Source organism: Paenibacillus sp. MT86, from assembly GCF_058792535.1.
This window is the reverse complement of the sequence record NZ_CM179499.1, coordinates 4,479,260-4,494,114: the sequence shown is the minus strand read 5'-3', so window position 1 is coordinate 4,494,114 and position 14,855 is coordinate 4,479,260. Positions and strand designations below refer to the sequence as shown.

The following is a 14,855-nucleotide window of genomic DNA, read 5'->3' as shown; positions in this document are numbered from 1 at the left end:
CTGCCGGATTATAGAGAGCTTATTGCTTGGATAGGAATCGAACAAGAGAAGTGGAGGCTGCGCATTATGGAAACCGGAACTTATATCACGGTAGGGAATGAACATGAATTTCTGTCGCAACTCGGAAGGGTGGTCCAAATCGGTGACCGGGAGATTGCCGTCTTCCGGACCTCGGATCATCAATGGTTTGCTTTGGAGAATAAAAGCCCGCATCCCAAAGGAGGTCCGTTAGCCGAAGCCATCGTATCCGGGCATTACATTTACGATCCGTTATACGATTGGAAGATCGAGCTTTCGACAGGGCTTGTGCAGGCTCCGGATAAGGGCCAAGTTCGGATATATCCGGTTCGCGCCGTGGACGGAAAGGTTGAGGTAGGTGTATAAGGCCGTAATAAGCAGCTTCAACAGACGAAACCAAGAGGTGGTAACCCATGTTTAACAATGATGTGGAAGCCGTCGTCAATGCCGCGGTTGCGAAAAAAGAGCAGATGAACAACAACTTGCTGCGTTACATGGTATCGGCCATGCTAGCCGGCGCTTATGTCGGCATTGGGATCGTATTAATCTTTAAGCTGGGCGCGCCGCTGGCAGCCGCCGGTTCGCCTTTCCAGTCCCTCGTCATGGGAGCCGCATTCGGGATTGCGCTCACGTTGGTTGTGTTTGCCGGTTCAGAGCTGTTCACCGGAAATCATATGTTTTTTACGATAAGCACGTTATCCAAACGAACGACGATGGGGGACACGCTGAAAAACTGGGGCCTTGTGTTTATCGGCAATTTGGCGGGAGCGATCCTGCTCAGCTATCTGGTTTACGCTTCCGGCCTGTTCAAAGGGCTGCCGCCCGATCATCTCATCTTCACGGCTGCGGCCAAGAAAATGAACGATCCGTTCATGGAGCTGTTTTTTAGAGGCATATTATGTAACTGGCTTGTATGTCTGGCCCTGTGGATGGGGATTCGGGCCAAAGGAGAAACCACGAAACTGATTTTAATATGGTGGTGCCTGTTTGCCTTCATTGCGACAGGGTATGAGCATAGCGTAGCGAACATGTCGCTTCTGACGCTGGCGACGATATTGCCGGGACATCCCGAGACGGTATCCATCGGCGGCTGGATAAGCAACATGGTGCCGGTCACGCTGGGGAATATCATTGGCGGCGGGTTGTTTGTAGGCATGGCTTACTGGTTTATCTCTTCGGGAAAAGGGAACAAGCAAAAGTAAGCTGTGATAGGCGGTGAAACGGAGGAATTCCATCCTCCTAGTTCATTGTCAGAAAAAGTCCAACCTGGTGAATAAACAAAGAAACCGTTCTTGGTTAATGGTCTGTCATTCGTCCATTCGCCAAGCAACGGTTTCTTTTTTTGTAAAGACACAACCATTCCAAGAAATTTGGGACAAAGGCAATGGGAGGAACGATGCGCACACGGAACGTCCCCAAACAGAAATAGTGGGCTCCCCGTCAGATGTAATGTTCTTTTGGGAAATCCGCTTTTTTTGGATATGTCATCGCTGAAGGGAGCAGGAGGGCAACAGCATAAATAAGCTGTCCTCCTCAGTCATTGAACTGAAAGGACAGCCGTGAGAATCTTGCCTTCCAAATCGTTTACCGATGTTCCACCAGGTCGATCGCACCAAGCACCATATGAGCCAGTCCGAAGCCTAGAATACCGGTTGCAGCGAATTTATACCTGCTGCAAAGCAGAGCGGCACCCGAAGCAGAAACCACGGTTCCAAGAACTGCAGGAATCAAACCTTCACGCATGCTGAGCACTCCCTTTGATTTGGATTGGAAAGACAAGGCTTATTGTAAGCAGATGCCCATATATTATGCACCGAAGGGGCTTTAGGCGGATCAAATCCGGCAGATTTCGTTCGGACACAGCTCGCAGTGGCATATTTCCTGCAGCATCGGCAGATCTTTGATAACAATCATGCCGCCGGCATATTCGATGGCGTCCTTTTTGCGAAGATCGCTCAGCATCCGGTTCACGCTTTCGCGGGTGGCCCCGATCATGTTCGAAAGATCGGTGTGGGTGATCTTTTTGTTGATGAGAATGGTGCCATCCTCTTGATGCTGCCCGTAGGTATTGCCCAGACGAATCAGCGTCGACGTTAATGCGCCGGGCTTGCCGTACATCATGAGATCACGGAATTTGGTCTGCGTGATGCGGTGGTGTATACCCATCCACTTCATGAAATCAATCGCGAAGTCGCAATGCTGGCAGATCAATAGCTCAAGGTCCTTGTGCTCGATGACCCCGACTACGCTGTCCTCAAGCACCTCTGCCGAAAAACTGTGGTTGTTGCTGAAGAATGGATCGGCTTGCCCGACCATGTCTCCTGGATGGTACATATATAGAATAAGCTCTTTGCCTTCATCCGTCGATTTGGTTAATTTAATTCTTCCTTGTTTAACGAAGTACAGCTTGTCGGCGAAGTCGCCTTCCCAGAACAAATGCGATCCTTCAGGGAGTACCCTTTCCTTCATGGTGACCAGCAGACGGTTGCGGTTTTGTTCCGAGAAGCACTGCGTGTTCCCTAAGTTTTCGATTTCCATTACATGGTCTACAGTTTTCATGGTGGTATCCCCTAACATCCTAAAATTTGATCTGTTTAATCTTTAAATACATTATAACGTGAAAACATTCACTTGTGGGGCGGAACAAGAGGGAAATCATGGCGAATTTTCAAACATTGTGATCTCTTTCACTTGAAAGAGGGAAAAGACAGGTATAAATCACACAGAAAAGATAAATTTTAATATTGTGAAATATTTCACATGATTTAAGGAGCGTCTGTGTTACGATCGAAGCGTAGACAAAAAAGAACATGAACCATGGGAGGATGAGAGATATGGCTGTGAGCAAAGGAACAACGGTTGAAGTGAAGGGACAAACGGCAGCAGAGTACATTCAAGGTCTGATCGACAAGGCGAATCGGGCAAAAGAAAAGTTTATGAAACTCGATCAGGAGCAAGTCGACGGAATTGTGCAGGCCATGGCCATGGCCGGACTTGAGAAGCACATGCAGCTGGCGAAAATGGCGGTTGAAGAAACGGGCCGCGGCGTGTATGAAGACAAAATCATCAAAAACCTGTTTGCCACGGAGTATATCCACAACAGCATCAAGTACGACAAAACGGTAGGTATCATCGAAGACAATGCCTATGACAGCTTCCAAAAAATTGCGGAGCCGATCGGGATCATCATGGGGATCACACCGGTAACCAATCCGACCTCGACCACCATATTCAAGGCGCTGATCTCCATCAAAACAAGAAACCCGATCATCTTCGGTTTCCATCCATCCGCGCAGGCATGCAGCAGGGAGGCCGCGCTCATCCTGCGGGACGCCGCCGTGAAACAAGGCGCTCCGGCCGACTGCATCCAGTGGATCGAGGCTCCTTCCATGGATAAAACCAATACGCTCATGAACCATCCTGACGTTGCCTGCATTCTGGCTACGGGCGGATCGGCGATGGTCAAAGCAGCATACAGCTGCGGCAAGCCTGCCCTCGGCGTAGGTCCCGGCAACGTGCCGTGCTTCATCGAGAAAAGCGCGGACCTCGATCAAGCGGTGAACGACTTGATTCTATCCAAGACGTTTGATAACGGCATGATCTGCGCATCCGAGCAAGCCGTCATTATAGAGGAGCCGATCTATCATACCGTGAAGAAAAAAATGATCGCCAGCGGCTGTTATTTCGTGAACAAGGAAGAGCTGGCGAAGCTGACTGCGCATGCCATGGTAGCGGATAAATGCGCCGTCAATCCTACCATCGTCGGACAGCCGGCAGCCAAGATTGCCGAGGCTTGCGGCTTTGAGGTACCGGAAAGCACCAAGATCCTGGTCGCCGAGCTGGAGGGAGTCGGTCCTGCTTATCCGTTGTCCGCCGAGAAGCTGAGCCCGGTGCTGGCCTGCTATAAAGTGAAAGATGCGGAAGAGGGCATCGCGCGCGCCGAAGAGATGGTAGCTTTTGGCGGCATGGGCCACTCGTCGGTCATCCACTCGAACAATGAAGACGTCATCCTGAAATTCTCGGATCGCATGAAGACCTGCCGCATCCTGGTCAACCAGCCTTCCTCGCAAGGCGGGATCGGGGATATCTACAACACGAACCTGCCATCGCTGACGCTCGGCTGCGGTTCGTATGGCCGGAATTCCACGTCGTCTAACGTGACGGCCGTCAATCTCATCAACGTGAAAAGGGTGAACCGCAGAACCGTGAATATGCAGTGGTTTAAAGTGCCGGACAAAATTTACTTTGAAAAAGGCTCGACGCAGTATCTCGCCAAAATGCCTGACATCACCCGCGTCGCGATCGTAACCGACCCGATGATGGTGAAGCTGGGATATGTGGAGCGGGTAGAGCATTACCTGCGTCAGCGCAGAGTGCCGGTAGCCATCGAGGTGTTCTCGGAAGTCGAGCCGGATCCTTCGACAACGACCGTGGAACGGGGGACGGAGATGCTGGAACGGTTCCAGCCGGACTGCATCATCGCCCTCGGAGGCGGATCGCCTATGGATGCCGCAAAAGCGATGTGGCTGTTCTATGAATATCCGGATACGGATTTCAACAACCTGAAGCAAAAATTCATGGATATCCGCAAACGGGTCTATAAATATCCGAAGCTGGGACGAAAGGCGAAATTCGTAGCCATTCCGACAACGTCGGGAACGGGCTCGGAAGTAACTTCGTTTGCCGTCATCACGGACAAAGTGCAGGGAAATACCAAATACCCGCTGGCAGACTATGAGCTGACGCCGGACGTGGCGATCATCGATCCGGAATTCGTATACACCTTGCCTAAAACGGCGGTGGCCGATACCGGCATGGACGTCCTGACGCATGCGATTGAAGCCTACGTATCGGTGATGGCCAGCGATTACACGGATGGGCTTGCCATCAAAGCCATACAGCTGGTGTTCCAGTATCTTGAGCAATCGGCGCTGACCGGCGACAAACTCGCCCGCGAGAAAATGCATAATGCTTCGACGCTTGCAGGCATGGCCTTTGCGAACGCGTTCCTGGGCATCAACCACAGTCTGGCGCATAAATGGGGCGGACAGTACCATACGGCGCACGGACGGACCAATGCCATACTGATGCCGCACGTCATTCGCTACAATGCCAAGAAGCCGACGAAATTCGCGGCATGGCCGAAATACACCCACTTTGTGGCCGATGAAAGATATGCCGAGATCGCACGGATTCTTGGACTGCCGGCAAGAACGACGGAGGAGGGCGTAAACAGCCTGATCGCCGCCATCCGCGAGCTGAACAGCAAGCTCGGCATCGAGGAATCGTTCCAGCAGCTTGGCATCGATCCTCAGGACTTCGAGAGAAACGTCGAGCATTTGGCGGACCGGGCTTTCGAAGATCAGTGCACGACCAGCAATCCGAAGCTGCCGCTGGTGACGGAGCTGGCAGAAGTATATCGCAACGCCTTCTATGGACGTTTCTAAACAGGAATGGGACAGAAGGATGATCCTAAATTCCATTATAAATGGTGGTAGAAGCCAGGGGAGCCCGGAATCAGAGTGATAAAAATCACGGATAACCACAACTTTGTGATTTTTATCACAGATGCTGCGGATCAACAGGACTACAATAAAGGTGTAGCAGAAAGCTGAATCTCAGATCTTTGATATAGAAGCTTGAAGGCACATGGCGGGGCAGAGATGCCATTGATCTTGAAAATAATCACATTTAAGATCTGAGATAGATCAATGTGTGTCCCCGCCAGTCCCTGCAGGCTGCAGCATAATCTAGGAGGGATTCAATATGTCGGTGATTGAAAAAGAAGTTGGCTGGAAAGGTTTTAAATCAGGTAAATGGACCAAGCGCGTTGACGTTAATGATTTTATTGCAGAGAATATTACCCCTTATTATGGCTCTGATGATTTCTTGGCGGGACCTACGGACAACACCAAGGCACTGTGGGATATCGTATCGGATTTAACCAAGAAGGAGCGGGATAACGGCGGGGTTTTGGACGTGGATGTCCATACGCCTTCCACCATCACCTCCCACCGGCCCGGCTACTTGGATAAGGATAAAGAACAGATCGTCGGCGTGCAGACCGACGAGCCGTTCAAACGCTCGATTCAGCCTTTCGGGGGCATCCGGATGATGATTGATGCGTGCAACGCATACGGCTTCGAAATGCCGCAGGCGGTTGTGGATATCTTCAACGGCATCCGCAAAACGCATAACCAGGGCGTATTCGATGCCTATACTCCGGAGATGAGAGCAGCGCGCAAAGCCGGGATTATTACGGGTCTTCCCGATGCATACGGCCGCGGCCGCATCATCGGCGACTACCGCAGAGTATCGTTATACGGCGTGGACGCGCTGATCCAGGACAAACTGAGAGAACTCGGCGAGCTTGAAGTGGACGCCATGGACGAGCCGGTGATTCGTCTGCGTGAAGAGCTGTCCGAACAAATGCGCGCCCTAAAGGAACTGAAAGAAATGGCCGGCATGCACGGCTTTGACATTTCCAAACCTGCGAATACGGCGAAGGAAGCATTCCAATGGCTGTATTTCGGTTATTTGGCCGCGATCAAGGAGCAAAACGGCGCTGCCATGTCGCTTGGCCGGGTATCTTCTTTCCTCGATATTTATATCCAGCGGGATTTGGCTGAAGGCATCCTGACGGAAGAGAAAGCCCAGGAGCTGGTGGACCATTTTGTCATGAAGCTGCGGATCGTGAAGTTCCTGCGTACGCCGGATTACAACGATCTGTTCAGCGGCGATCCGACGTGGGTGACCGAATCCATCGGCGGCATGTCGTTGAACGGTGAAACGAGAGTAACCAAGAACAGCTTCCGTTTCCTGCACACCTTGTACAATCTGGGACCTGCGCCGGAACCGAACTTGACGGTGCTGTGGTCGGAGAAGCTTCCGGAGGCCTTCAAAAAATACTGTTCGAAGGTATCGATCGAAACGAGCTCGATCCAATATGAGAATGACGATCTCATGCGTCCGATCTATGGGGACGATTACGGCATCGCCTGCTGCGTATCCGCCATGCGCATCGGGAAGCAGATGCAGTTCTTCGGAGCCAGAGCGAACCTGGCCAAAGCGCTGCTGTATGCAATCAACGGCGGGAAGGATGAGAAATCCGGCGCCCAGGTCGGACCGGAATATCCGGCGATCACCGCTGAGGTTCTGAGTTATGACGAGGTCATGAAGCGCTTCAAGCCGATGATGGAATGGCTCGCGAAGCTCTACATGAATACCCTCAACGTGATTCACTACATGCATGACAAATACAGCTACGAGCGGATTGAAATGGCACTTCACGACCGCGATATCCTGCGGACGATGGCATGCGGCATAGCGGGCTTGTCCGTAGCAGCGGATTCGCTGAGCGCGATTAAATATGCGAAGGTGAAGCCGGTACGCAATGAGCAAGGGATTGCGGTGGATTTTGAAATCGAAGGCGATTTCCCGTGCTACGGCAACAACGACGACCGCGTGGACGGCATCGCCGTTGAACTGGTCGAGGCCTTCATGAGCATGATCCGCAAGCACAAAGCCTACCGCGATGCCATGCCGACCCAATCGGTGCTCACGATTACGTCGAACGTGGTATACGGCAAGAAGACAGGAACCACGCCGGATGGACGCAAAGCAGGCGAGCCGTTTGCGCCGGGCGCAAACCCGATGCACGGACGCGATAAGAAGGGAGCCCTCGCTTCGCTGACTTCCGTGGCCAAGCTGCCTTATGAGGATAGTCTGGACGGCATCTCGAATACGTTCTCGATCGTGCCGAAAGCCCTGGGCAAAGAAAGCGACATTCGGGTAAACAATCTGGTTGCCATGCTGGACGGCTACTTTGGCAGCAAGGCCCATCATTTGAACGTGAACGTGTTTGACCGTGAGCAGCTGATCGATGCGATGGAGCATCCGGAGAATTATCCGCAGTTAACCATCCGGGTATCCGGCTATGCGGTCAACTTCGTCAAACTGACGCGCGAACAGCAGCTCGATGTCATTAACCGTACCTTCCACGGATCGATGTAAGGATGGAAGACAACCATAGCGGATACAGAAAGGATGACGCACCATGCTAAAAGGTCATGTACACTCCATAGAAACGTTCGGAACGGTGGACGGTCCGGGTATCCGCTTTGTGCTCTTCATGCAGGGCTGCCTCCTGAAGTGTCAATACTGCCACAACCCGGATACCTGGGGACTTCATGAAGGACATGAAATGACGGTGGATGACGTCCTCCGAGAGATTGAGCCTTATCTGAGCTACTACCGGTCATCGGGTGGAGGACTCACCGTTTCGGGCGGTGAGCCGACGCTGCAGTATCCTTTTGTCACGGAGCTGTTCAAGGAAGTGAAGCGCCGCTGGAATTTGCATACGACCCTGGACAGCAACGGGTATAATGAGCCGGATAAAATATCGGAATTGCTGGAGCATACCGACTTGGTCCTCCTTGATCTGAAGCATATCAACGACGAGAAGCACATCAAGCTGACAGGCAAGTCCAATGAAAGGACGCTGAAGACCGCCCGCTGGCTGTCCGACCATGGTCGGAACATGTGGATCCGGCACGTCTACGTGCCGGGCATCCATGACAGCGAGGACGATTTGGTGGCGCTCGGTCAATTCATCCGCACGCTGCGCGGCGTGGAGAAGTTCGAGATCCTGCCATACCATCAGATGGGCGTGTACAAATGGAAGGAGCTCGGTATGGCCTATCCGTTGGAGGGCGTACCTTCACCGTCCGAGGAAGAAGTCGCACGCGCCTACCGATTGATTGGCGAAATTTCCGAGAAATAGCCGTCGGTTCTGAACTCATTTTAGTTGTATAATATTAAACACAATATGTTATCATTAATAACAATAACCTTTCCTCTTAATGGAAGGGTTATTGTTTTTTGTAGAGGATATTATCCCTTGGATAGAAAAATATCGACCTATCGTAAAGTGGAATCGCTTTCTATAATGAAGATGTAAGGAAAGCGCCTATCAATATACAAACACTTCGGGAGGGTCAAAGACAATGAAGAAAAAGGGTCTGGCATTATTCATGTCGCTTTTGTTCGTCTCATCCACGCTTTTGTCTGCATGCGGCGGCGGTGACAAGGCGGCAGAAAAGCCGTCAGGCGGCTCGGAAGGAACGGTGAGCAATGAGCCGTTTGAAATCACCATTCGCCATACGCAAGTTGGCGAATCCAAGAAGTTCCGTCTCGCATTGCTGAACGATGTGGTCAGCAAAACCGAAGAAGCGGTGCCCGGGCTTAAAATCAAGCTGGACGCTGTAGACTCTGAAGTGAATCGTAAAGAGAAGCTGAGAGGCGAGATGGCTGCCGGCAAGCCGCCGGAAGTATTCGACGTATTCGGAAGCCCCGATGCAGGCGTATATTCCAAAGAAGGCTTGATGCTCGATTTGACCCCAATCTTGGATGAGCTCGGCATAAAGGACAAATTTACGACACTGGACCCGTTCACGCATGACGGCAAGATCTATGGTTTGCCGATCGGCGGTTCCATCGAAGGTATTTTCTATAACAAGGATTACTTCACCCAGAAAGGTCTGAGCGTACCGAAAACGTTGGCGGAACTTGAGCAGATCGCCGAAGCCATCAAGGCCGACGGCAAAATTCCGTTCGCGCAATCTTCCAAGGATGCATGGATTCCGCTCATGACCACGAATAACCTGTGGAGTTATTATGCAGGAGCGGAGGTGACTTACGGCTTCAAGACCGGGGAAACCAAATGGACCGATCCGAAAGTCGTGGAAGGCGTGAAGAAACATCAGGAATGGGTGGAGAAAGGGTACTTCAAAAAAGGCGAGCTCGGCTTTGAATACGCGGACATGAGAAATCAAATCATCACCGGGGAAGCCGTCATGATGATGGACGGATCGTGGGCGAACTCCGTATTTAGAGATCCGGCGCAAGCGGGCGACATGGTCGGCAAGATCGGCTATTTCAATTTGCCTCCGGTGAATGAAGGCGACCCTGTCATCGTCATGCAGGACGCTAACAACGGATATGGCTTCTCGGCGGCAGTAGCAGAGGATCCTCGCAAGCTTCAAGCGGTTAAAGAATTCATCAAAAATATGTGGACGGATGAAATGCAGCTGCGCGGGCTCAAGGAAGACGGAGTACTGCCGGCGATGAAGATGGATCTGGAAACGATGAATTCCACGTCGGATGATCCGCTGATGCAGGACATTTTCAAAGGCGTCAGCGAAATCAACAAATCCTTCCCTGCCTTCGATGCGCTTGTCCAAGCCGACGTAAACACGGCGCTGAGCATGGGAATCCAGCAGGTGATCGGCGGCGAGCTCGATGCCGAGAAGATGCTGGAGAATGTTCAAGCAGCACAGGAAGCGGCTAATGCTTCAGAGGAATAACTAAAATTCCAGACGAAAGGGCACCACCCGCTAAAGGCATATGGGGGTGCCCTTTCGCCTAAACAACATCAGACATCAATACGGAGGTTACCATGAACAGAGCGCTGAGAAATCCTCTGATTTACATCGTTTTTGTGCTGCCGGCATTCTTGCTGTTTCTGGCTTTTTTCATATATCCCATCTTCACTGCGTTTGACAACAGCTTTACGAGCTGGAACGGCATCTCCAAAGACGTGAAGTACATCGGGCTCGATAACTATGTGACCGCCCTGAATGACGATGCCTTCTGGAAGGCGGTCCGAAACAATGTCTATTTCATACTTTTTTCCTGCTTGATCCAGGTTCCGATCATCGTGGTTTTCTCCCTGCTTATCGCGAGCGTCAAACGTTTGAAGGGGCTGTATAAAACAGCGGTTTTCGCACCTTCCATCATGTCGACGGCTGTCATCGGCATTTTGTGGGGATTCATCTACAATCCGGACTTTGGCCTGATGAATGAGATGTTGGGCTTGGTTGGCATCGAGCCGATCTACTGGCTGTCGGATCGCAAATGGGCCATGATCGCCATCTTGATTACGAACGCTTGGCAATGGACCGGCTTTTACATTGTGATGGTCCTTGCCGCAATTCTGTCCATTCCCAAGGAGCTTGACGAAGCTGCGGCGATTGACGGAGCGACAGGCGTCCAAAGGGCTACCAAAATCACGCTTCCACTAATAATGCCTATTATCTCCGTTGTGATCATGCTTTCGATTGCGGGAGCCATGAAAGCCGCGGACATTATCCTGGTTATGACCAAGGGCGGGCCGGCCGGCTCCACCGACGTTATGGCAACATATATGATTCGATACGCGATTACGAGTTTCAAGCATGGCTTCGGCAATTCGATCGCCGTGTTGATTTTCCTCTTCACGATTATCGTAACGGTGCTCTACCAGGTGCTGATCGCCAGACGCAACGAAAGGATTGAATACTGATGAGGGCACTAAAGAAACTGATTCCGCACATTTTCCTGATGGCTTATTTGCTCGTCATCCTGTATCCGTTCCTGTTCGTCCTGTTCTCATCCGTTAAGGTGGATAACCAGTCCATTGCAACGAACCCGTTTGGATTGCCAAGCACGTTGGTGTTTGATAACTACGTGAACGCTTGGGTGAGCGCCAAGATCAGCACGTATTTCTGGAACAGCTTATACATCGGCGTGCTGTCGGCCTGCTTATCGATCCTGTTTGCGGCAATGCTGGCTTTTGCCGTGACGCGGATGAGATACAACCGGATCAGCGCGATCATCTTTCAATGTATTTTGATCGGGATGCTGATCCCGAATAACTCCCTCTTGCTGCCGATTTATGGCATCATGAGGCAGCTGGATATTCTGAATACGCATATGGCCCTGATTCTGCCCTATGTTGCCAATGCCATCCCGTTTTCTGTGATTATTCTGGCCGCCTTCATGCGGTCGCTGCCCGGTGAAATCGAGGAAGCCGCGGTCATAGACGGATTGAGGTCCGGAGGCTTGTTTGCTAGAATTATCTTACCTCTGACCGTTCCGGCTATCGTTACCGTGTTCATCATCAATTTCCTGGGTAACTGGAACGAATTCTTGCTTGCTAACTACTTCCTATCGAATGATGAACTGAGAACGCTGCCTGTCGGAATGGTCGGTTTCAGGGACGCTTACAATATGAACTACGCCCAGATGTCGGCGGGGATCGTATTCAGCGTGCTGCCGGTCCTTATCATCTATGCCGTTCTGCAAGAGAAAATCATTGAAGGCGTCACCGCAGGAAGCGTCAAGGGGTAATACAAGGAGCAGGAGCATGCGTATGAATTTGCGGAACAAACTATTCACGGCCTTTTTGGGGCTCATTATTATTCCGTTATTTGTGCTGGGCCTATTTACATTCTTTATTACCTACAACTCGATTGAGGAAAAGTACAGCCAGCAAGCCGAATATTCGCTAAAAGCGATCAGCTACAGCATTTTGAACGTGTTTAAGGAGATGGAGTACGTCACGGATAACGGGATTGCCACCTCCGTCTTCGCAATGGCGCTGAATGCCAAGGATCCTGATGCGCAGAACCTGATTAAGGAATCCAATGCGGACCAGCTGAAATTGAACGACAGGCAGCGAAGCTTTCGCAATCTCCTCTATAATCACCCTGCCATCAGTTATGCGTTTCTATATCATTTCAACAAAGAATCAGCACCCATTCCGATATTCAGTAAAGAGGATTTCAGGACGCTTCCTTATGAGCAGTTTAAGAACAGTCCCTTGTATGAAGAGGTTGTGAAGCTGAACGGGATTCCCAAATGGCTGGCTCCGCACGAATTTCCGGAACTGACGGGGGCGGATCCGGTGTTTACCCAGATCAGGCTGATAAAAGACGTCACGACGCTCCGCAAGCTGGGAATTCTCGTCGTCCAGATCAAGAGATGGGAGTTCGAGGAAATTTTCCGCAATCTGACGCTCCCTAACAACCTGCAGAACACCTCATTCATGCTGGTCAACAATGAAGGCTTCATTCTGTTTGACCCGCAGAACGGCATGGATGGTCAAAATATCAGTCAATACATGAAGCGTGACGTTGAGTTTAAGCAAGGCTATCAAAGCTTTAAAGCCAAGTTTAACGGCAAAGAAAATATTGTTTCCATTTATCATCTGAACGATTATGGCTGGAATATCGTCTCGGTGACCGATTGGAACTCGCTGTCGCAAGAGGTAACTTCCTTTGCCAAATGGTTTTTTGTCATCATGGGGATCTGTCTGGTTACCGCGATTGTGTTCAACCGCCTGTTCATGAACCGGATTACCGGCACGATTGCCGTCATCGTGCGGTTTATGCGCCGCGTGGAGGATGGGGATTTGAATGCAAGAGTGGAAGAGAAGGGCGAGGATGAGCTTCTGCTGCTGTCGAAAGGGTTCAACAATTTGATGAACCGGATCAACAATCTGTTCGCGCAGATCAAGAAGGAGCAAAGGCAGAAGACCGATGCGGAAATGCGTGTGCTGCAAGCACAGATCAAGCCGCACTTCCTGTTTAACACGTTGGAGTCGATCAATGTCCTTGCGGTCCAGAATGAAGGGCGCAAGGTCAGCGAGATGGTGTACCGGCTTGCCAGCATATTGCGGATCAGCATACAGGACAAGGAAGAAATTACGCTGGATGAAGAAATCAAGCATCTTCAAAGTTATCTTGAAATTCAAAAGTTTCGGTTCGAGGATCTGTTCGAATACGAAATCGACGTGCCGAAAGAGCTTATGCACAGCCGCATTCTGAAGCTGACGCTGCAGCCCCTGGTGGAGAACAGCATCCAGCATGGCTTTGAGGGAATTTCCTATACGGGATGGATACGCATCTCTGCTTGGAAGGAGCTCGGCAATGTCGTAATCCGGGTGGAGGACAACGGACTCGGCATGACCTCTGAGCAGTTGTCCATGTTCGAGTATATGGTGTCCGAGGATGGCGTATCCGAGCAGACGACGATGCAGAACCTGAAAGTAAACCAGGAACGGCGGGGACTTGGACTGCGAAGCGTGGCCGATCGGCTTAGAATTCAGTACGGTCCTTATTATGGGCTGTTCATATGCTCCAGCCGCCCCGGCGGCACCGTTATACAATGCGTCATACCCAATTATGACAGGGGGGAAGGGCAGCATGCTGAAGGCATTATTGGTTGATGATGAGGCTCCCATCCTGAACAATCTCAGCAAGGTTCTGCCTTGGGAAGAGATGGGCATGAAGGTGGTCGGACTTGCCCGCAGCGGGATGGAAGCACTTGAAGTAGCGGATCAGTATAACCCGGATTTGATTCTGTGCGATATCCGGATGCCCGTCATGGACGGGCTGACTTTCATTACGAAGATCCGGGAGAAAGGAAGCCGGGCGGAAATCTTTTTGCTGACGGGTTATCAGGAATTTGAATATGCCCGTGAAGCGATCAAGCTGGGGGTTAAGGATTATATCAGCAAGCCGATTCATTACGGGGAGCTTGAGATGAAGATTCGGGAGATCGGGGAGGAAATTCGCAAGAAGAGGGCGAAAGAAAAGTATTACAATACCGTTTCGCTGATCGACGAGGCTCCGAACCCCGAAGCCGTTAAGAAAACGCCCGAACAATTGGTATCGTCCGCCCTGGAGTACATCAACACCCACATGGGACAGGATTTGGGGATCGAGGAGCTTTCGGAGCATCTGGGCATCAGCTCCAGTTATTTCTGCTTGCTGTTCAAGAATCATGTCGGACTTACCTTCGTGGAGTATTTGACGAGACAGCGGATGGAGGCGGCCAAATTCCTGCTAGTGAACAGCGACAAGAACATTGCACAGATCGGTTCCTTTGTCGGTTATCATGAACGGCGGTATTTTACCAAGGTATTTCAAAAGGCTACCGGCATGACGCCATCCGAATTCCGGGAAATGTCCGGAGAGCCGAGTCTCTGAGTCTTTGATGGGACGAAAGCAGGCAGA

Annotated in this window: 12 protein-coding genes; 10 read left to right on the top strand and 2 right to left on the bottom strand. The window is 51.1% G+C overall.

The annotated features are described in order from the left end of the window. Window positions 1–66: 66 nt before the first annotated feature. Entirely contained in the window at window positions 67–384 is a 318-nt protein-coding gene (gene nirD, locus AC3RCL_RS20060; RefSeq protein WP_009595012.1) for a nitrite reductase small subunit NirD, read from the top strand. Window positions 385–431: 47 nt separating this feature from the next. Further along, window positions 432–1,220, top strand: a complete 789-nt coding sequence (locus tag AC3RCL_RS20055; RefSeq protein WP_096773213.1) for a formate/nitrite transporter family protein — start codon at window positions 432–434, stop codon at window positions 1,218–1,220. A 382-nt stretch (window positions 1,221–1,602) separates the two neighbouring features. Here the strand turns inward: AC3RCL_RS20055 and AC3RCL_RS20050 are convergent, their stop codons facing one another. Then, window positions 1,603–1,761, bottom strand: coding sequence for a hypothetical protein (locus tag AC3RCL_RS20050; protein WP_009595014.1), 159 nt, complete (start codon window positions 1,759–1,761; stop codon window positions 1,603–1,605). A 90-nt stretch (window positions 1,762–1,851) separates the two neighbouring features. Beyond that, the gene (locus AC3RCL_RS20045; RefSeq protein WP_009595016.1) at window positions 1,852–2,577 is read right to left on the bottom strand and encodes a Crp/Fnr family transcriptional regulator; all 726 of its coding nucleotides are present in this window, start codon (window positions 2,575–2,577) and stop codon (window positions 1,852–1,854) included. A gap of 275 nt (window positions 2,578–2,852) precedes the next feature. On the opposite strand from AC3RCL_RS20045, the gene adhE reads away from it, so the two are divergent. The 8 genes from adhE to AC3RCL_RS20005 all read left to right on the top strand — a co-directional run bounded on the left by adhE (window position 2,853) and on the right by AC3RCL_RS20005 (window position 14,828). After that, on the top strand, window positions 2,853–5,465 hold the full coding sequence (adhE, locus tag AC3RCL_RS20040) for a bifunctional acetaldehyde-CoA/alcohol dehydrogenase (protein WP_492531525.1): 2,613 nt from the start codon (window positions 2,853–2,855) through the stop codon (window positions 5,463–5,465). 319 nt (window positions 5,466–5,784) lie between these two features. Continuing rightward, window positions 5,785–8,031: a formate C-acetyltransferase gene (pflB, locus tag AC3RCL_RS20035; protein ID WP_492531523.1), complete on the top strand. Its 2,247-nt coding sequence runs from the start codon at window positions 5,785–5,787 to the stop codon at window positions 8,029–8,031. Window positions 8,032–8,074: 43 nt separating this feature from the next. Then, on the top strand, window positions 8,075–8,800 hold the full coding sequence (gene pflA / locus AC3RCL_RS20030) for a pyruvate formate-lyase-activating protein (protein ID WP_492531521.1): 726 nt from the start codon (window positions 8,075–8,077) through the stop codon (window positions 8,798–8,800). A 223-nt stretch (window positions 8,801–9,023) separates the two neighbouring features. Continuing rightward, window positions 9,024–10,382, top strand: coding sequence for an ABC transporter substrate-binding protein (locus AC3RCL_RS20025; RefSeq protein ID WP_452519647.1), 1,359 nt, complete (start codon window positions 9,024–9,026; stop codon window positions 10,380–10,382). Window positions 10,383–10,474: 92 nt separating this feature from the next. Then, window positions 10,475–11,359: a carbohydrate ABC transporter permease gene (locus AC3RCL_RS20020; protein ID WP_096773217.1), complete on the top strand. Its 885-nt coding sequence runs from the start codon at window positions 10,475–10,477 to the stop codon at window positions 11,357–11,359. Beyond that, window positions 11,359–12,186 (top strand): carbohydrate ABC transporter permease, encoded by an 828-nt coding sequence (locus AC3RCL_RS20015; protein ID WP_015734433.1) that lies wholly within the window; start codon window positions 11,359–11,361, stop codon window positions 12,184–12,186. Before AC3RCL_RS20020 ends, AC3RCL_RS20015 begins: the two co-directional genes overlap by 1 nt. A gap of 22 nt (window positions 12,187–12,208) precedes the next feature. Beyond that, window positions 12,209–14,065 carry a cache domain-containing sensor histidine kinase gene (locus AC3RCL_RS20010; protein ID WP_090910995.1) on the top strand — a complete coding sequence of 619 codons (1,857 nt, stop codon included), beginning with the start codon at window positions 12,209–12,211 and terminating at the stop codon, window positions 14,063–14,065. Next, the gene (locus AC3RCL_RS20005) at window positions 14,043–14,828 is read left to right on the top strand and encodes a response regulator transcription factor (protein WP_015734435.1); all 786 of its coding nucleotides are present in this window, start codon (window positions 14,043–14,045) and stop codon (window positions 14,826–14,828) included. The genes AC3RCL_RS20010 and AC3RCL_RS20005 overlap by 23 nt, the downstream gene beginning before the upstream one ends. Window positions 14,829–14,855 lie beyond the last annotated feature (27 nt).